Raw genomic sequence first — 16,756 nt, forward strand, 5'->3', positions numbered from 1 at the left:
TGCTTAGGTTTTTTGTTCAGGTGCGAGCGATCCCCCTGCCCGGCCGCCACCAGATCCAGTTGGGCTCATCGTGTTGTTGCCGCCTTGGGCTACTCCAGGGTTTCCGCCACCGCGAAGGTTCGGTAGTTGCCTGAATTTGCCCACCATCGAAGAGATACCGACACCGCCAGCCAGCGAGGACGCCAGGCTAGGCAGGTTCAAAGATACGAAGACCATCACCGCGCAAATCAGGCAGACTTTCATCACAGCGGAAATCGACAGATCTGCAGGTATGACGCTGTTGACCATGGCGATTTCGATTTGTGCCGCGAAGCTGAACAGCATCACCAGGAAGGCGTAGTTCAAGCATTGGCCGGTCCAGTTCTTGAACAAATCTCGGCTTGCTGGGAACAGGGCGGCCACGATAAACAGCGGGCCGATAGCCAGGAGGATTCCAAGGGCGACTTTTGCCAACAGGATGTATGCGATCGCTACGACCATGAACAATCCCGCAAAGAGCCAGATAAGCAGAATGGCGAGTGCCGCGTAGATAGACTCTTTGATGCCGCTGGCGTCATGCATGATTTTTGCGAACGCGGTTGCGAAGCCGTTTGCCATGTTGTCGAGTGCGGAGGCCGAGTTGAACGCCGGTCCAACCACGCCGGCCAAGTCGTCGCCAAGATGGTTGACGAACGGGACAACGTAGGTGTTGTACATGTCGATATGCATACCGAACACGATGGCGGCCCCCCAACCAACCATTCGGGATAGGAAGTCCATCACCGGCTCGTCGTTGTCTTCACCACGAAGATAGGAAAACAGGATCAAGGTCACGTAGAGGCTGAAGCACGCGGCAACAAGTGGACTGATCAGCGCAATCATGCTGGCCGTTCCGCTCGTCAAAGTGCCTACAACTGCTGTATCGAAGAACGTGTAGATCTCGGTAAAAGGTGTGATTGCTGGAGCAGCCATAAGTGTTTGGAGCCGCGAGGCTCCAACCTCCTGTGATTAGTTCGATCGGGTTTTACTGGAAGTACTTGGACGCAAACTCGGACGAACGCTGCTGGTCAGCCATTTGCATTTCGACCTGTTGCAACTGCATGGCCAGGTTGAGCCGTACTTGCTCGTTCTGGATGGCCGCGTTCTCCGCCGCCATGCGGTTTTGCAGGTCGGCCGCCGCCTTCATGTCGTTGGTCGCGTCCGCCTTCTGCATGAGCAAATTGATGTTTTGCACCCGGGCGAGCGTGGCGTCGTAGGACTGCATTGCCATCGCCTTGTTAGCGGCGAGGATGTCCAGCTGGCGTTTCTGGCCGCCGGTAGCATGGGAATCGAAGCCTTCGGCTGCGAAGATCGCGGCCGCCTTGCTGCTCAGTCCCGGTAAGCCACCCGATTTGATCTGGTCGTAGATGTTTGCCCAGGAGTCGGGCAAATAGTTGCGCAGCGCCGGATTGTTGAGGATCTGGCCCAGGCCGCGCGTGCCGGTAATGGCGTCGTACTGGTTCTTCAAGTGGGTAATCTGCTGGACCATTTGGCCATACTGCTTTGCCCATTGAGCCATCGTCTGGATTTGGTTCATCGTCGCCGGAATGTCCGAGTTGACGTTGACAGTCCATTGCGCGTACGCGGGCGTAGCCACGATCGTGCTGACGGCCGCTGCTACTGCAAGTATTTTCAGCTGCTTCATGTGAGACTCCGTTGGTTGAGTTTTTTCGCGTCCGCGAAAATTCGGCTTTTTTCGCGTCCGCGAAAATCCCTGGCAGGGATTAGTTGCTGAGGCTGCCTTCGCGCAGCTGTCGCTTGCCACGCCGGCGCCGCTGGAACTCGGGCATCCACACCTCGGGGTCGACGCCGACCTCGGCTACCAGGTCGTTGAAGATCGCGACGTTTTCGGTATTGCTCGACAGGATCGAAATGGCGTCGTCCATGCCGTACAGGTCCAGCTTGGCAAAGCAGCTTTGGTTGCCCTGCTTGATGAGGAACGTGCGCGAGTCAACTTCCAAATCCTTGAGCTGCGCGAATTCCTTGCGGGTGAGGCCGCAGCGTTGATAGCTCTCGAATTCAGCCGATGGGTTCGGCAGAAAAATCTTCGTGATAGTCAGGTCGCGGATCGCATCGAAGATCGGAGACTTGATGGCGTCCTCGGGCGATTGCGACGGCATCACCAGGTACTCATCACGCTTGCGGCCCGTCTTGAGAACGTCGAACATCATCCCGGCCGTGGTGGGGTACATCGCCGGCACGTGGAATTCCTCAACCACTGTCGCCAGCAGGCCGCCGTTGCGCTGCATGAGCTTTTTCAGGTGCAGCAAGTACGCCAGGACTGGTTCGGTCGGCTCATAGTTCGGCTTGAGGAAGTCCGATACGTCAAACCCGACCTTGCGTTCCGACGTGATGCCGATGTTGCTCCCCGAAGCGTTATCGAGCGCCCAGGCAAAGCGTCCATTGGCGGCATGGCACCATTTGCCGAGGCGCGCGGCCAGGCAGTTGCCGCCTAGGTCCGGGATGTTTTCGAGCAGGCGGCTGAACTGGCGGTGCGCCAGGTCGAGGCCAAGCACGGCGTCGACGGCGATCTTGATTTGCTTCTCTTCCTCGGCCGTGACCTTGCCCTTGTCGTCGCGGCCGCATGCCGTGACCAGCTCGTAGAGGAAGCCCCTGTTTTCCGGGGTGTCGGGCAGCTGGAACGGCGCCAGGCCCGTAGGTTCGCCTTCGCGGATCGTGAAGTAGACGCCACCCAAAGCCGTGATAAACAGCTTCAAGCCCTCGTCCTTGTCCAGAGCGAAGATCTTGGTGTCGAAACGCTCCGTGAAGCCAATCAGCGCCGTTTCCAGCGTGGTCTTGCCGCTACCAGTCGTACCTAGGATCATCGTGTGAGCGGCCAGCTTCTCGCCTAGGTTGTCCTCACCTTCCTTCGAGTAGTGGAAGTTGAAGTTGTACAGCGAACCGGACATAGTTTGCAGCGGCATCACGGCAGAGCCATCGCCAATAGGGTTGCCCGACGACTTGCCCGACGAGTAGTTGTGCAGCGAGAAGGATGCAGCTAAATTGCGGCTGGCCTTCGGCATCGGCCGTGGAATCCACTTGGCGCCAGGGACGTGCGCCACGTAGGTATACGGCGCCGAGGCCGTCGCCTTGACGAATCGCGTACCGCACTGAGCCAGGAAGCAAGTCGTGACTTCCGTACCGGCATCGGCTGCTTGCTTTTGTGTGTCGCCATAGACCGTCAAGGCACCGTGATACTCAGCGAATGCCAGTTCTCCGGTGCTGAGGTAGGCTTCGGCCTCTTCAAGTTCCTGCAGCTGGTGGCCTGCCTTGTCCTTGACCGACTTTAACTTGTTGCCTTGCGAGGAAATAGCCTTCTTCCCTTCCATGATGCCGAGGCACTTAAACCCTTGCGTGAAAATGAACTCGGCCGGCAACGCAAGGATCGGGTCGAGCATCCCATTCTTGGTATCGTCGGGGAAGTCCTTCATGTCATAGTTCACCGCAAAGCGCGTGCGATGCTCGGCCCGGACCTCTGCGATTTCGTATCCGAAATGAAGCCAGGAGCTAGGAATCAGCTCGCACGCGGGCGCGGCCATGACCGGAATCTCTTCCTCGACGCCGTTGATGAGGATTCCCAGGAACTTGTAGACATCCGAGAACACGATGCCGTTGCGCTGGTAGGTCCCCAGCGTCTCCGGGGCGTAGCTGGAGAGCGATTTCGTCAACTGCTCGCCCAAGTCTTCCAGCTCGCGGACGCCCTCGGCCAGGTCGTCATACTTCAACAGGACCGACAGATAAAACACGTTCTCGAAGTAGTCCCCCGTCGTGAAGCGCTTGAGGTACGCCGACGCGAACTGCTGCATGAACGCGGATTTGAAGGTAAAGCGGCTGGTGAACTCGATGCGGCGGCGCTGCAGCGTGCTCCAGAAGGCGAGCCGGTTGCCCTTTGACTTCGCGGCGGCCGCGATGATGCGGTTGCGCTGGTTGAAGCGTGTCTCGATTTCGTCCTCTGACAGGGACTCGAAGGCCATGCCGGACAGACGGATGACCAGCAGCGCGCGGCCGTCTTCGTAGTTCACGACATGCGGTGAGACATGCCGGCCGATCTTCGGCAGCTTGTCTTCGATCGCGGGTTGATTGTCGAGCACCTGATTACTGATGGTCGGACGCATTGTGTTTGAAGTAGCGCTTGTAAACATGTTCCCTCCGTCCGTACTTCGCTGGTGCCATGGTGTAGGTCCCGCCGAAGTACTTAGCATTTCGTTTTCCCAACCAGCACTTGATCTCTAGTAGGGCTATGCGCAGCGCCTGATCGTCGTCTTTGCAGGTGTCCCGGCAGTAGAAGAAGATCGGCACGCCAATCGCGGCCATCAGCAGTCCGCCGGGACCCAGGAAAAGCGCTCCGAGTGTTCCGGCAGCCAGGCTGAAAAGCGCGAGCAGGATGGCTACTACGAGCGGGACGCCCTTGAGCATGGCGACCCGCGCGAGAGCGTTGTACGAGGGGTACTTAGCTCTGTCGTTCATGGTCATGCGTAGACCGCGTACGCCCAGGCTCCGAGGACCGGCACGCCGCCGATAACGGCGACCTTGGCGATGGCATAGCCCAGGTCGATCCATTGGATTTTTTCTCCGGCCAGCTGTACGCACTTGAAGGTCAAGTACGAGATCGAGACGATGCCGATGAATGCGAACAGCCAGGTGTTGAAAGTCGTCACGGCGGTAGTGCCGGACGAGAGGCCACCAGCAGCATGCGCGTGGGCTGCGAAGACGGCCGAGATAGCGATTACGGAAGACAGTTTGTTGAAGAAGCGTTTCATGGTAAGTCCTTCGGATAAGTTCACAGTTCGTTAAAAACGTCCCAATCGGCCAGCTTCGTGTTGCTGGCGTCCTGGACATGCTCAGGTGTCGGACTGGACGGCGGTACTGCCTTCCGGTTGTCCGCTTTCGCGCTCTTGGGTTTGGTTGAGACAACCGGGATAGGCTGCGCATCGCCGCGTGTTTCCCCCGGTGTGGTTTTGGCTAAAACCTTGTCGACATAGCTGGGTTGGTTTCCCTCCTTTCGTTGTCCAGTTGTGAAGTTGCCGCTGTAGTAGCAAGACAAAGCGGCGCGTGTGGCCGCTTCGCCGTTCCCGAATTGCTTGGTTGCGCGGGCCAGGCATTCCCCATAAATCGAAGACCCGGCCATCGAGTTCTTGGCGGCGTCGAACGCCGTGTCCAGCGTCAAGCCGTACTTGTCGAGGTTGCCGACGTTGACCTGCCGGCAGCCCATGCTGAAGTTGTAGCCCTGCGCCTTGAGCGCCTGCGCGGTAGCGACCGCCTCGGCCTTGTTGCGCGGCTGACGAACCAGGTAGCCGTTCACAACGCCGATGGCGTAAGGGTTGAAGGACGATTCGACCGTCACGATCGCTTGTTCGATGGGCGCCTGTACGTGTTGGGCACAGTCGTTGCTCATCAAAATTCCTGCCATTTCTTCCTCACTCAGCAAGGTTTTTTCCAGCACAGCTGCCAGTCGCCTACGTGGACCGTCACGGAGGCGGCCGACGCGCAATTCGCACGCACAAAAGTGAGAGCACCGATCACGTCGCGCCAAATCTTGGTGTCGCCACGCGCCGTCATGACCGGGTGCGCGTCGACCGTCTCGGGCAGCTTTACGGACACCGTCCACAGGCCGTTTCCAGCCGTCTCGCTCACCGCCACGTCGTATCGACCGGCAAACGTCGCCGTCAGGATCTGCAAGTACCGCTTCGTCAGTTGAATCTCTTGGGACGCCTTGGGGGCAAGCATGGCGGTTCTCACTTTCGCGTTTTGATTACGTTTTCAGGATTTTGAAATCAAAATCGGATTTCGTCAATCGAATTTCGGGAGTGGTTTTTTTACAGCGGTTTTGCATTGGTGTAGCATTCTGGCTTTGGCCGAGCCGGAACTACAGGTGGTCAACTTCTTTGGTGAACTGCGAAGGTAGGTGGTACGATGGAAGGTTTTGTTAAATTCAATGATGTGCGGGATGTCACAATGCAAGAGTTGCGTGACCTCAATATCTATGACCTCATCATTGATGCGCGGTCGCCGCGCGAGTACGAGGAAGATCACATTCCGGGCGCTGTAAACATGCCCGTGGTGAACAATGAGGAATACGCGGAAGTGGGTACGCTGCACCGGACGAACACGACGGCGGCGTACCAAATCGGCGTGCAGTACTCGCTGGTGAACATGGCGCGGCACCTGCGCGAAGACATCGTGCCCAAGTTCCCTGACAAGGCCAGGATCTTGGTTTACTGCTTCCGGGGCGGTAAGCGAAGCAAGCTCTGGACGGACAACCTCGAAACGATCGGGTATCGAGTCCACAAGCTCAAAGGCGGTTGGAAGGGTTACAGGCGCTTCGTGAACGAGCAGCTGGCCACTCTGCCGACGAAGTACCGGTACAACGTGCTTACCGGGCCTACAGGCTGCGGAAAGACACGTTTGCTGTACGCGCTACGCGAGGCCGGCGAACAGGTCCTGGATCTCGAAGAGATCGCCGCGCATCGGGGATCGGTTCTTGGCGCCCTGCCCGATGGCACGCCGCAGCCGTCGCAAAAATACTTCGATTCTTTGCTGCTAAAGGAAATGGATGCGCTCGATCCGGCGCGGCCAGTCTGGGTCGAAGCGGAGAGCAAAAAGATTGGCAACGTCCAAGTGCCGGACGCTTTGCTTGAGACGATGCGCAAGGGAACCACGTACCAGGTCGACGCTGAAATGGCGCAGCGCGTGCTGCTTTGGCGTGAAGACTACCGACACTTCGAGGAAGACCCACCGGGCATGATCGAGCGTCTGGTCTTCCTGCGGCCGCTCGTCGGTGGCGAGGAATTCAAGGCGTGGGAGGATCTGGCTGCAGAGAAGCGCATGCCCGAATTGTTCGAGCGACTTATGCGCAAACACTACGACCCGGCCTACCGTCGTTCTGTGCTGCGCAACTATCCTGAGATCGACAAGTCGCCGGTCATCTACCTGGACGACCTGTCGCCGGCAGGTTTGCTTAAGGTCGCAAAGTCGTTGAAAACGGGAGAGTGACGCCAGGGGCAGGATTTTCGCGTCCGCGAAAATCCTGTGGAAGGGCAAACTTTTTCGCGGACGCGAAAATGTGCTGAGGTGCTACTAATGTCTTTGGGAAACGCCGCGGCCGAGCATTCCGATGCCGAAGCAATCGGTACGGTGCATCATGTTCTTCCGGGCCATCTCGTCGTTCATCCACAATGCCAAGTGAGCCTTCATGACGCGGGTAAGCACTGGCGGGAACAGGGCCATCAAGAACATGACCGGATAGGACGCAGGCAAGGCCAATGCCTCCTTCGACATCGTAAGTTGATAGTAGGGTTTGCGGACGTACAAGTGATGCTGGCCGTGGAATGAATTGTTGAGAGTAATGCACGCCTGAATCCAGCAGCCCTCTTCCCATGAAAAGCCATGATCGCCTAGCTCTGGCGTCATCTTTTCGGACAGTCCCCAATGCTGGAGGTAAGTGATCGCCTGTACGGCGAACGCTGTTGCGACCACCTCAAACACATACACCCCCAGGGCTACAGGGCCGCCGATCGCATAGAAAAGGCACGCGACCAGGACAGGGATTAGGGCAGTCCAGTACACACGGTTATGGGCTTTGCTCAAGCCGTTCCGGCGCAGGCGCGCGCACTCGAAGTCCAGCGCCGATCGAATCGTCTCCAAGTAACGATTCCAGCTGTACCCGTAGATCGACTGGCCAGGTCGGGCCACGTCCGCGCTGTGATAGTGGCCCGTACGCTCATGGTGGCTAAAGTGTTCTTCATACAGCTGAAAATAGCCGACCGAAGCCGCCAGGACGCGCCCTAGCCGGCGATCAAGCGGGCTATCGACAGTGTGTATCAACTCATGCGCAACGCAGGTGGCCAGGGCGAAAACGGTCCAGAGGGACAACGCAAAGCCGGCGATCGAGCCGTGTATTCTCGGAACCGCCACGAAAGTCCAAGCAGTCCAAGGCAAGAGGATCGCAAACGTCAGGCAGTAGAGTCTTGGCAGGCTACGGAGATAGCCGCGCACCAGGGGGCTAATCTGCTTCGGATTCGGTGGCGACAGATCATTGCCGATCAGGTAGCGGAGCAGCGGCAGGCCGGCGAAGAAGAACAGCAGGACAAGCCAAGGTAGGCCGATATGGACGCTCACTACCAAGAGAATTTGCGGTAGCAAGACGAGCGAATAGCCCGCATTCTTTATGGACGTGCTACGGACCCCCACGACGTATCCTTTCGTATGACTTGCCGGCCTCCAGATCGGCAACGTCCGGGGCGGCACTATTCCAGTAAGCCGATCGACTCAGCCACAACGACGGCGTGTTCGATCTTCTCGACGTCTAGTTTCTCCTTGAGCGCTTCCCACTTCCGGTAGATCACAGACACTTTCACATCGTAGAATGCCGCTATCTCCGAGGCAACCTTTCCTTTGCGGACAAGCTGCAATATCTCGATTTCCTCATCAATCAGGCTGTACTTGCGCATTGCCTGTTGCTTCAACCGCGCATTCCACCACTGGAGCAGTTCGTGACCCAAGGCCACGAACTGGCCGCGCTTCCGCCATAGCATCGGTTCCCCTTCTTCCGGCGGCAGCTCCGAACCAATGTAGAACAGGCCAAGGCGCTTGTTGCCCATGCTTGTGTGCGTGGGGACCACTAGCCCGCTGCGAAAGCCCAGCTCCGCGCCAGTGCGCAAGATCTCGACTTGGCCAGGTGTCGCCAGTTTGACCTTGGAACCCAAAATTGGTGCGCTGTTGGAGAGAGCGTATTCCAGGAAGGGATCGTTCATCTTCCACATACGCTGATTGTAAATATTACACAACTCTTCCCGGCATCCGATGAAGTAGTGAAAGCTCTCATCGGCCTTGTTCAGTTCAGGTGGCAGTAGTGTCGCGTACACGAACCAGTCGGCGCCCAGGTGGCGAACGACTTCCATAGTCAGGCTGTTCGCATCGTCTTCCGTAACACACTGTTCAAGTTCGCAGATGACATCAACCACATCCGCAACTTCGTACCCGCTTCTGTTGTTCATAGCTTTGCCGTTCGCCTGCTAGCCGAACACTAGAGTTGTTAGAGGTCGTCGTCGTCGTCCTCCTGCTGTCGGAATGGTTTGCCACATACCTTACAACACAGGTTTTCGACAACTTCCGCAGGAGGCTTGGCGTTCCAAGTAAAGACGCTTTCGCCATTACACATTTGACACTCCTTTAGCAAGGCGACAAATGTGTTAGCACAATGTTCACAACGAAAATCATGCAGAACGTCGTAGTCGAGCAGTTCTAGGATCTCGTCGTCGTACCGATGGCTGCACACAGGGCAGCAGATTGAAATATTGCTCATGCTATTCAGTCCGGGTGAATGTCCACGTACCCACTACGATCGTCACTTTTTCGCAGTCGGGGCAAGTTTCTTGAATGAACCCAACGGCGCCCGCCAGTTCGCGCCAGGTCTTGAGTTCGCCACGCTGCGTAAAGGCTTGAAACCGCCGAGCTGGATTCGCTAGCTCGATGTCGACTTGCCAAAGTCCGGCTTCTTCCGAGTAGATCTTGACCGAGTAGTTGTCGTGGTTCGCTTGCGCGATCACCTGGATTTCTTTCTTGTTAAGTCCCTGGAGTCCCATAGTCGGTCGATGTGATTTTGATAGTAGCCATCGCTTTGGCGGCAACTCATTTTACCGGAGCGATACTAAATCTGGCTTTTTCGCATCAATCGCCGCAAATGCGGACCTTACGGCAAGAACGTAACTTCGGGCGCGCGCCTCGACTTCCGGCGGAAGTCCTGTACTCCTAGTCCCTATGTCAAATACTGCCAGCCTCGACAGGGCCACACTCTATCCAAATGTCACATCGTCGGTGGCCTGCAGGTGGCCAGGTGCGCCGGCATCGAGCGGCGGCCGGCGCTGGCCACGACCAGGTTGCCGGCGATCGCGCGCAGCTGGTGGACGTCGACGCGATCGAGCAGGGCCGGCCGGCGCTGGCACCAGGCGGCCGCGATCGGCCTGCAGCTGGCCAGGTGCGCCGGCATCGAGCGGCGGCCGCAGCTGGCCACGACCAGGTTGCCGGCGATCGCGCCCGCTGCTGGTGGACGTCGACGTGATCGAGCGGCGCAGGCCGGCGCCGGCGCCAAGCGGCCGCGATCGGCCTGCAGCTGGCCAGCTGCGCCGGCAGGCAAAATCGATGGCGGCGCTGCTTTTCATTCGGTTTTTATATGATTGTAACTAGAGCGTACCAATTGTTGGTCGCAGCTTGATATGGAGTGACAATGAGAGTAATCCCACTAGCGTGTGTCGCCGGCATTCTGTTCGCAAATGGCAACGCCCTTGCTCAATCGGCCGGAACCTGGAGCGGTAAGGTTGGTTACAACGAATTCATGCCCAAGGTTAGCAGCGGTGACATCACTGGTGTTCCGAATGGAAAGGTCGACGTCGGCAACGGTGGCGGGATCTTCGGCAGTGCGATGTACATGCTGACCGACCAAGCATCCGTAGAACTTGCTTTCGGCGTTCCGCCGAAGCTCGACATCGAGGGGCGCGGAACTATCGAGAAGGCGGGCAAGATCGCTGACACGAAAGTTTGGTCCCCTATCCTCATGTTTCAGTACCGTTTCGGCGGTACCGATAGCCTGTTCCGTCCGTATGTCGGCCTCGGCGGTACGTACACCAAGTACACCAGCGTGACCACCACGCCGATGTTGAGCATGTTGACCAATCCAGGCGGCACTACCACCGCGAGCATCGATAGCGCCTGGGGCTTCGTTGGCCAAGTCGGGGCGACGTACAAGCTCAGCGATCATTGGTTCCTGGACGGTTCGATCGTTCCGATGCGTCTCAAGACGACCGCCCACCTTTCGACTGGTCAAAGTGTCGATGTGTCGGTCAATCCGTTGCTGGTCAATCTGGCCGTCGGGTATCGCTTCTGACTTCGACAGTAAGGCATCGTGGCTGCGGCCACGATGACCACACCGTTGAAAAATTGTCCAGTTGTGCAGGACTAGCACGCAAAAAAACAACAACTTGCTACCTGAAATGCTTTCCGGCTATTATCGTACTACTTGTAATACACGTATTACACCGAAACGTTGGACGGACGATATGGCTTTTTCGATCAGACTGCAGAAAAACATAGAGGAACGCTTGGAGCGCTTGTCAGCATTGACGAACCGCCCTAAGAGCTTTTATGTCAACGAAGCCCTGATGCACGGCCGGTCGGTGGCGTTGCTGGAAACGATTTATTTGAGCGAGAAGGACCGCGAGAGCGCGGCCGCTGAAAGCCTCGGACACGATCTAGGAAGGGAAGACCCAGTACAACAACTGAGCCTTGTATAAAGAACAAAACCCTCATGCGCCAACATGAGGGTTTTGGATTAAAACTTGCGTTAGGACTGTTTGGAGCAGACCCAACAAGCGACTTGGAACGCGCTGTGTTAGGTCCATTCTAAGCATTCCCTTTACGCCTTGCAAGCGGCACGTGTGCCGTAACGCCCCCGTTTGACCTTTTCAAACGTAGGTGTTGCGCACGTGCACATGAGGAATGCATGAAATGCAGCAGCTAAGGCTGGCCCTGCGCCTGCCATCGGACCATTACGATCTCGTCGCCCCGCACCAGGAGCGCGAGCTGATCGCGTACACGCCGAACCAGGCCAAGAACTGGCACGTGCTCAACCGTGAGGTTGCACGTGACACGTTGTCGCGCTGGGTCGACCAGCCGGACGTGTACGTGACGCCCAATGAGTTCTTCAATTGGCGCCTCATCAAGAACGCGGCCGCGTTGAATGCCCTCTACGTCGACATCGACGCTCACGACGGCGAAGACGTCATGTACCAGGTCGAGCTTGCCCTGTCCGCGCTGGAACATGCGCGCATCCCTGAACCGAATTGCATCGTGTACACCGGCCGCGGTGCTCATCTGTATTGGCTGATCGAGCGCACCGATGCGCGCGCCTTGCCGCGTTGGCAGGCGTGTCAGCGGCACCTCGTCAAGATCTGCAACGGCGATCGAATGAGCGCGGATGCAACGCGCGTCCTCCGGGTCGTCGGCACCGTGAACAGCAAGGCAGACGGGTTCCGTGTGCGTGCCGAGCCAATCCACGTCAAGCGGCACGATTTCGACTGGCTGGCCGACCAGATCCTTCCGCACACGCGCGCGGAAATCCGCGACCTGCGCGCCACGCGCGCGGCCCGCCAGCTGGACTACTTGTCACCAAAGACCCAAGGCAAGCCCTACGGGAGCATCTACGAGCGGTGGGCGCTCGTCTATCGTGATCTGCACGCGATCGTTGCCCATAACTGGCCAGGTGCGCCAGTTGAAGACGGCCAGCGCGACACCGTGCTTTTCCACATGGCGAACGCACTGTCGTGGTTCACCTTGTCCGAGGCGTTGGAAGCAGAGGTCGAGTCGGTGGCCAGGCAGATCACGCCAAGCCTGAGTGCCGAGCAGGCCCGCAGCTATTGCAGCAGCGTCGCGCGCCGTGCGCGGGAGACGGCCGACAGCGGCCGCGAGCAACGCTATCGCTACAAGAGGGAAACGCTGTACGAGCAGCTGGCCCCGCTGATTCCGGACGATCTGTTGCCGAACCTTCGCGCGATCATCCCGGACGATCTAGCCGCCGATCGCAAGCGCGATCGGGACCGCGAAAGTAAGCGCCGGACACGTGCCGCTGCCGGCGTCATGGCCAGAGACGACTACATTGCCCAGGGCGAGGAAAAGCGTGACCAGGCACACGTACTGCGCCGGCAGGGCCTGACGGTGCGCGCGATCGCGGAGACGATGGGAATTTCTGTCGGCGCAGTGAGCGGATACCTGAAAACTCCCCCGAAGGACGAGCAGTGTTCAAAGTGTGTCGGCCTTGTATAGTGGGCGTAGCCCTGGCCGGCGGATGCCGGTATGTAGACTATGAATATCTGTTTTGGCCCTCGACGGTTAGTTGCATGTTCAGAGTGCGTCCGCCTTGTATACGAACATCGGTTAGGACACGTGCGCGTGACGATCGGTGTTCGGGTTTTAGATTTTCCGGGGTACCCGGCGTAACGCAGCCGTGCGCGTTTTCCGAAGGAAAATGGGTGCGGAACCGCGCGAGAGCGCGGAGAATGTCTTGTTGGCGTTTGAGCTTGTGTTGACTTTGCTTGTAGATCGCAGCGAAATTTTGGCCGCGATATTTTTTCGCGGCCGCGAAAATTGTTATCCTTCGAGTTGTCGAAATGCACCTATCCGACGATGTTTTGACTCATCAATGTGAAGAAACTACGGTTTGTCAATCAAAATAGATTGACAAAGCTATGAGCGACAGCTATACTGACTTCGTAGTGATGAAGGCCACTGGCCGATCGTAGCGCTGCGAAACCGGCAACATAGCCGGCACCTAAGAATACAAACCATATCAACGTAATCCGATGAGGTCAGTTATGAAAATGAAATCTGTCGCTGTTGCGAACCCCAAGGGCGGGATCGCCAAGAGCGCCGTTTCGGTGAACCTTGGGCATCAATCGATCGAGCAGGGCAACCGGACGTTGTTGGTGGACTTTGACAAGCAGGGCAGCCTTTCGCTGGCATTTCCGCGTACGGCAGATCCCTCAAAGCGATACATCAAGACGGTTGACTTGTTCGGGACGCCGGATGGGCTGGTTGGTGCGGAGCTTGAGTACGTGACTCCTACGGTGGCGATCATTCGCGCCGAGAAGGAGGACTTCGAGGCATTGAGGGCCTTGGAGCGGGCGCCGGATGATTTCGCAAAGCGGCCGGCGCGCGTGTTGCGCGAACTGTCGGACAAGTTCGAGGTTGGCGTTTTCGATACACCAGGTGTTATCGGGGTGCCTCTGCTGGCCGCGTTGACGGCGGCTGATGCGGTCGTGTGTCCGCTGGCCCTCGGCCTGTTTGAGACGGATGGCCTGGCGCAGCTCTGGCAGATCATTCGCCAGGTGAAATCCGGCGGCTTCAATCCGAAGTTGCGCATGATCGGCATGTTGCCGTCCCGCGTGAATACGCGCGACAAGATGGCGATGGCCGAGTTGGAAAGTCTGCGCAAGCATCCCCAGCTTGGGCCGATCATCTTGCCGTTCATGCTGGCGGAAAGGGTACCGGTGGCTCGCGCGATCAACATGCGCAAGCCGGTATGGCAGGGTGCGAAAACGGCTTCGCACAAAGCGGCTGGACAGGAATGGAAGCATGCCTGCAGCCACGTATTGACGAGTTTGGAGGGTTAAACGATGACCGCGCAGGTTTACGATTTTGGGGACGCTCTCGGCGCCGGGTTTGCTGAAATGATGGAGTCCGGACGAGGCTACCAACTGGCGGTCGTGAAGTTTTCCGACATCAAGGTATCGCCGCAGATCCGCGAACAGATGGAGGACGAGACGAGCACGCTGCAGGAAATGGGCGGCAGTATCAAGCAGCACGGCATCTTGCAGACGATGTTGCTTCGACCGATCCCAGGTCCGATCCCGTACGAGCTGGTTGCCGGCGGCCGTCGCTATGCTAGTGCGACCCTTGTTGGCGAAACCGAAGGGCCATGCCTCATCAAGGAAATGACCGACGAGCAGAAGGACGACATTCAGCTTGCCGAGAACATCCAGCGGAAAAATCTTACGCAGATTGAGGAAGCAAAGAAGGTGCAGCGGGATCTCGACGCGGCCAATGGCGATGTCGAGGCCGTCATGGCCAAGCATCACAAGGGCCGTGCGTGGGTGTCGAAGATGCTTGGGTTATTGAAGTTGTCGGACCAGGCCCGGCGTCTGCTGTCGGAAAATATCAGCGCCGACCTTGAAGTGATCGGCAAGGTCAAAGCGATCGAGAAGGTCGATCCCGAGGCCGCGAAAAGCCTTGTGGACGAATTGGCCGCCACGCGCGGTAAGGAGGACGCCAGGAAGAAGGCCGATGCGGTGAAGGATCGCGTGAAGCCGAAGGCCGAAAAGTCGGCGCCTGCAGATCCGGCCGCCGAGAGCGATACGCGCACGCTGACATTACCAGGTGTCGACGCGGTAAAAAATTTCGCGGACGCGAAAATCGAGCAGCCTGCACAGGTTGCAGCCAAATCGTCCGCAGTTGATGCGCGCCAGTTTCTGGACCGGGCCTATGGGCTGATTTTCGAGGACGGGGCTAGTCCGAAAACCGTTGCAATGTCGTGGGAAGAGGGCGAACGCGCGGCAGTTGAAGCGGTCCTTCATAAGCACTATCACGACGGTAGCGTGATCTCCGAGGCGAAGGTACCGCGTGAAATCATGCAGGGCCTGCGTGACGGTAAATTTGGCGCAGATGGTGTTGGCGCCTTCGCCATGATGGCGTTCCTTCATGGCACGATGAAGGATGCACAACCGTTCGACGTCGTTCAAATTCTCGCGTTGGCTAAAGCGTGACGATCGAGCCGGGCCGGTTCTACCGGTCCGGAGTGTGTTTTCTCCAGGAGCGATCATGAGCTTACAAGATGCTGTTGAAGTGCTGACCAGGTTGGGAAGTGGCCAAGAGCTACCCGGTCGATCGCAGATCATCGCCGCCGCGCTGGCGGCAGAGACGGTTACGCTTGATATGCCGGGTCGAGATATTCAGGATGCCGCCGCCGGCTTGAAGACTCTCGCTGTTGGTCAAAGGCTGTTTCTGGATGAGGCCGGCCGCGCGCGCGCATTGCACTTGGCTAATGTTCTCGCTGCTTATGACTGGCGGAAGGAGCGCGGCTATGTTGGGCGCGGTGGGGTCGTCGTTTTTTATGCCGGGAAAATCAATAGCTGGGTGAATGAGCTGCGTAACCCGGATCATTGGGTTGCTGGAGCTGTTGCCGTGAACGAGGCAGGGAATTCATGGCTTGCTATCGGGGGCGACGAACAAAATGGTGCGACCGCGTGGAAACCCCAATGGGTTGATGGCCGGATTGCCGAAGTAGTAAGTACATCATAAAAATATCATGCCTAAAACCCTTCATCGTAGCCTCACGCCGGCTGAGTTTCATGCGTGCGTGCCTTTGGTTCCCCAACTGTCGCCGGAACGTGTCTCAGCTGCGCGCGCTGTATTGGTGGACGATGAAAAGCAGGTTGAGGTAGCAAACCGGTACGGGATCACCAGGCAAGCCGTAAATGGCTCCGTCAAAGCCATGTGGGAAATCTTTCAGAGCTACCAGGCCGCAAAACAGATCGAGGTCGACATGACCGAGGCGGCGTTGCCTCCAGGCTGGAGGGTAGCCACGGTGGCCGCACCAGGCGAAATGCTAGACCGATTGCGCGTGGACGCGGCCGCAGCAGCAGCAGCAGCAGCGGCCGGAATCGAGTGTTGAGCTTCGTCCGTAGGATAGGCCGTAAACAAAAAAGCCCGGTCATGGGACCGGGCCGAAATATCAACGTAAGCCGGGGAACTCGTCCACTGCTCACGATGCGGATTATACCACTAGGCTAATCCTACGTATCCGGACATAGAGGCAAAGGCTGCTGAGAGAGCGGACTGTAGTGGTCTAATGTTCCCGGACACCTCGATAGGTGGATAATTCACCTTCGAAGGAGTTTACATGACCAGGCAGCGCCGCAATTTCGATCCCAGCTTCAAGCTCGAGGTCGTCCGTATGATCACAGAACAGGGTCTCAGTATCTCGCATGTCAGCCAGACGATGGACGTTGGCGTGACCTCGATACGTCGTTGGATGGAGCAGTACGTGTAGTGACCTGCATTTGAAACAGGCCCGACCAGCATTCCAGCCGATTCTCGGCCCGAATTAACTGCAACTGACGGCCTCCGCAAACCAGCATTGACTGCGAGCGAACCTGCATTTATCCGCGCCGACCTGCATTCCATCACCGCG

General features: G+C 57.8%; 20 protein-coding genes. 9 read left to right on the top strand and 11 right to left on the bottom strand.

Going from position 1 to position 16,756, the window contains the following annotated elements; all coding sequences use genetic code 11:
- Positions 1 to 3: 3 nt before the first annotated feature.
- From BVG12_RS00145 to BVG12_RS00175, 7 genes are all read right to left on the bottom strand, one after another.
- Complete coding sequence (locus tag BVG12_RS00145; RefSeq protein WP_169926765.1) at positions 4 to 861, bottom strand: TrbL/VirB6 family protein; 858 nt, start codon at positions 859 to 861, stop codon at positions 4 to 6.
- 142 nt (positions 862 to 1,003) lie between these two features.
- Positions 1,004 to 1,663, bottom strand: coding sequence for a P-type DNA transfer protein VirB5 (virB5, locus tag BVG12_RS00150; protein WP_075790596.1), 660 nt, complete (start codon positions 1,661 to 1,663; stop codon positions 1,004 to 1,006).
- Positions 1,664 to 1,742: 79 nt separating this feature from the next.
- Complete coding sequence (locus BVG12_RS00155) at positions 1,743 to 4,133, bottom strand: VirB4 family type IV secretion/conjugal transfer ATPase (protein WP_075790597.1); 2,391 nt, start codon at positions 4,131 to 4,133, stop codon at positions 1,743 to 1,745.
- Positions 4,114 to 4,491 (bottom strand): VirB3 family type IV secretion system protein, encoded by a 378-nt coding sequence (locus tag BVG12_RS34425; RefSeq protein ID WP_075790598.1) that lies wholly within the window; start codon positions 4,489 to 4,491, stop codon positions 4,114 to 4,116. The genes BVG12_RS00155 and BVG12_RS34425 overlap by 20 nt, the downstream gene beginning before the upstream one ends.
- On the bottom strand, positions 4,488 to 4,778 hold the full coding sequence (locus BVG12_RS34430) for a hypothetical protein (protein ID WP_075790599.1): 291 nt from the start codon (positions 4,776 to 4,778) through the stop codon (positions 4,488 to 4,490). Before BVG12_RS34430 ends, BVG12_RS34425 begins: the two co-directional genes overlap by 4 nt.
- A gap of 20 nt (positions 4,779 to 4,798) precedes the next feature.
- A complete protein-coding gene (locus BVG12_RS00170; RefSeq protein WP_229503619.1) occupies positions 4,799 to 5,461 on the bottom strand; it encodes a lytic transglycosylase domain-containing protein in 663 nt (220 codons plus the stop codon).
- Positions 5,440 to 5,745, bottom strand: a complete 306-nt coding sequence (locus tag BVG12_RS00175) for a hypothetical protein (protein WP_075790601.1) — start codon at positions 5,743 to 5,745, stop codon at positions 5,440 to 5,442. Before BVG12_RS00175 ends, BVG12_RS00170 begins: the two co-directional genes overlap by 22 nt.
- A gap of 186 nt (positions 5,746 to 5,931) precedes the next feature.
- Between BVG12_RS00175 and mnmH the strand changes: the two genes are divergently transcribed.
- On the top strand, positions 5,932 to 7,011 hold the full coding sequence (mnmH, locus tag BVG12_RS00180; RefSeq protein ID WP_229503620.1) for a tRNA 2-selenouridine(34) synthase MnmH: 1,080 nt from the start codon (positions 5,932 to 5,934) through the stop codon (positions 7,009 to 7,011).
- A gap of 84 nt (positions 7,012 to 7,095) precedes the next feature.
- Here the strand turns inward: mnmH and BVG12_RS00185 are convergent, their stop codons facing one another.
- From BVG12_RS00185 to BVG12_RS33695, 4 genes are all read right to left on the bottom strand, one after another.
- Positions 7,096 to 8,208 carry a fatty acid desaturase gene (locus tag BVG12_RS00185; RefSeq protein WP_229503621.1) on the bottom strand — a complete coding sequence of 371 codons (1,113 nt, stop codon included), beginning with the start codon at positions 8,206 to 8,208 and terminating at the stop codon, positions 7,096 to 7,098.
- 56 nt (positions 8,209 to 8,264) lie between these two features.
- The gene (locus BVG12_RS00190) at positions 8,265 to 9,014 is read right to left on the bottom strand and encodes an autoinducer binding domain-containing protein (RefSeq protein ID WP_075790603.1); all 750 of its coding nucleotides are present in this window, start codon (positions 9,012 to 9,014) and stop codon (positions 8,265 to 8,267) included.
- Positions 9,015 to 9,323: 309 nt separating this feature from the next.
- On the bottom strand, positions 9,324 to 9,602 hold the full coding sequence (locus BVG12_RS00195; RefSeq protein WP_075790604.1) for a hypothetical protein: 279 nt from the start codon (positions 9,600 to 9,602) through the stop codon (positions 9,324 to 9,326).
- 221 nt (positions 9,603 to 9,823) lie between these two features.
- Positions 9,824 to 10,153 (bottom strand): hypothetical protein, encoded by a 330-nt coding sequence (locus BVG12_RS33695; RefSeq protein ID WP_156895466.1) that lies wholly within the window; start codon positions 10,151 to 10,153, stop codon positions 9,824 to 9,826.
- Positions 10,154 to 10,243: 90 nt separating this feature from the next.
- On the opposite strand from BVG12_RS33695, the gene BVG12_RS00205 reads away from it, so the two are divergent.
- The 8 genes from BVG12_RS00205 to BVG12_RS00240 all read left to right on the top strand — a co-directional run bounded on the left by BVG12_RS00205 (position 10,244) and on the right by BVG12_RS00240 (position 16,615).
- Positions 10,244 to 10,900, top strand: a complete 657-nt coding sequence (locus BVG12_RS00205; protein WP_075790606.1) for an OmpW/AlkL family protein — start codon at positions 10,244 to 10,246, stop codon at positions 10,898 to 10,900.
- Between the two features lie 172 nt (positions 10,901 to 11,072).
- The gene (locus tag BVG12_RS00210) at positions 11,073 to 11,306 is read left to right on the top strand and encodes a YlcI/YnfO family protein (protein ID WP_075790607.1); all 234 of its coding nucleotides are present in this window, start codon (positions 11,073 to 11,075) and stop codon (positions 11,304 to 11,306) included.
- 205 nt (positions 11,307 to 11,511) lie between these two features.
- Complete coding sequence (locus BVG12_RS00215; protein ID WP_156895467.1) at positions 11,512 to 12,834, top strand: hypothetical protein; 1,323 nt, start codon at positions 11,512 to 11,514, stop codon at positions 12,832 to 12,834.
- Between the two features lie 548 nt (positions 12,835 to 13,382).
- Complete coding sequence (locus tag BVG12_RS00220; RefSeq protein ID WP_169926766.1) at positions 13,383 to 14,180, top strand: ParA family protein; 798 nt, start codon at positions 13,383 to 13,385, stop codon at positions 14,178 to 14,180.
- A 3-nt stretch (positions 14,181 to 14,183) separates the two neighbouring features.
- Positions 14,184 to 15,329: a ParB/RepB/Spo0J family partition protein gene (locus tag BVG12_RS00225; protein ID WP_075790609.1), complete on the top strand. Its 1,146-nt coding sequence runs from the start codon at positions 14,184 to 14,186 to the stop codon at positions 15,327 to 15,329.
- A 55-nt stretch (positions 15,330 to 15,384) separates the two neighbouring features.
- Complete coding sequence (locus BVG12_RS34885) at positions 15,385 to 15,864, top strand: hypothetical protein (RefSeq protein ID WP_229503617.1); 480 nt, start codon at positions 15,385 to 15,387, stop codon at positions 15,862 to 15,864.
- 7 nt (positions 15,865 to 15,871) lie between these two features.
- Positions 15,872 to 16,237 (top strand): TrfB-related DNA-binding protein, encoded by a 366-nt coding sequence (locus BVG12_RS00235; RefSeq protein ID WP_075790610.1) that lies wholly within the window; start codon positions 15,872 to 15,874, stop codon positions 16,235 to 16,237.
- A gap of 228 nt (positions 16,238 to 16,465) precedes the next feature.
- On the top strand, positions 16,466 to 16,615 hold the full coding sequence (locus tag BVG12_RS00240; protein WP_075790611.1) for a transposase: 150 nt from the start codon (positions 16,466 to 16,468) through the stop codon (positions 16,613 to 16,615).
- Positions 16,616 to 16,756: the final 141 nt, after the last annotated feature.

This window comes from Massilia putida (assembly GCF_001941825.1).
Taxonomy (GTDB): Bacteria; Pseudomonadota; Gammaproteobacteria; order Burkholderiales; family Burkholderiaceae_D; genus Telluria; species Telluria putida.

Coding starts and splice junctions, on each gene's coding strand:
- BVG12_RS00225 (WP_075790609.1), top strand. CDS start 14,184: ATGACCGCGCAGGTTTACGATTTTGGGGACGCTCTCGGCGCCGGGTTT.
- BVG12_RS34885 (WP_229503617.1), top strand. CDS start 15,385: ATGAGCTTACAAGATGCTGTTGAAGTGCTGACCAGGTTGGGAAGTGGC.
- BVG12_RS00195 (WP_075790604.1), bottom strand. CDS start 9,602: ATGGGACTCCAGGGACTTAACAAGAAAGAAATCCAGGTGATCGCGCAA.
- BVG12_RS00175 (WP_075790601.1), bottom strand. CDS start 5,745: ATGCTTGCCCCCAAGGCGTCCCAAGAGATTCAACTGACGAAGCGGTAC.
- mnmH (WP_229503620.1), top strand. CDS start 5,932: ATGGAAGGTTTTGTTAAATTCAATGATGTGCGGGATGTCACAATGCAA.
- BVG12_RS00220 (WP_169926766.1), top strand. CDS start 13,383: ATGAAAATGAAATCTGTCGCTGTTGCGAACCCCAAGGGCGGGATCGCC.
- BVG12_RS00145 (WP_169926765.1), bottom strand. CDS start 861: ATGATTGCGCTGATCAGTCCACTTGTTGCCGCGTGCTTCAGCCTCTAC.
- BVG12_RS00155 (WP_075790597.1), bottom strand. CDS start 4,133: ATGCGTCCGACCATCAGTAATCAGGTGCTCGACAATCAACCCGCGATC.
- BVG12_RS00210 (WP_075790607.1), top strand. CDS start 11,073: ATGGCTTTTTCGATCAGACTGCAGAAAAACATAGAGGAACGCTTGGAG.
- BVG12_RS00240 (WP_075790611.1), top strand. CDS start 16,466: ATGACCAGGCAGCGCCGCAATTTCGATCCCAGCTTCAAGCTCGAGGTC.
- BVG12_RS34430 (WP_075790599.1), bottom strand. CDS start 4,778: ATGAAACGCTTCTTCAACAAACTGTCTTCCGTAATCGCTATCTCGGCC.
- BVG12_RS00235 (WP_075790610.1), top strand. CDS start 15,872: ATGCCTAAAACCCTTCATCGTAGCCTCACGCCGGCTGAGTTTCATGCG.
- BVG12_RS00205 (WP_075790606.1), top strand. CDS start 10,244: ATGAGAGTAATCCCACTAGCGTGTGTCGCCGGCATTCTGTTCGCAAAT.
- BVG12_RS00190 (WP_075790603.1), bottom strand. CDS start 9,014: ATGAACAACAGAAGCGGGTACGAAGTTGCGGATGTGGTTGATGTCATC.
- virB5 (WP_075790596.1), bottom strand. CDS start 1,663: ATGAAGCAGCTGAAAATACTTGCAGTAGCAGCGGCCGTCAGCACGATC.
- BVG12_RS00215 (WP_156895467.1), top strand. CDS start 11,512: ATGCATGAAATGCAGCAGCTAAGGCTGGCCCTGCGCCTGCCATCGGAC.
- BVG12_RS34425 (WP_075790598.1), bottom strand. CDS start 4,491: ATGACCATGAACGACAGAGCTAAGTACCCCTCGTACAACGCTCTCGCG.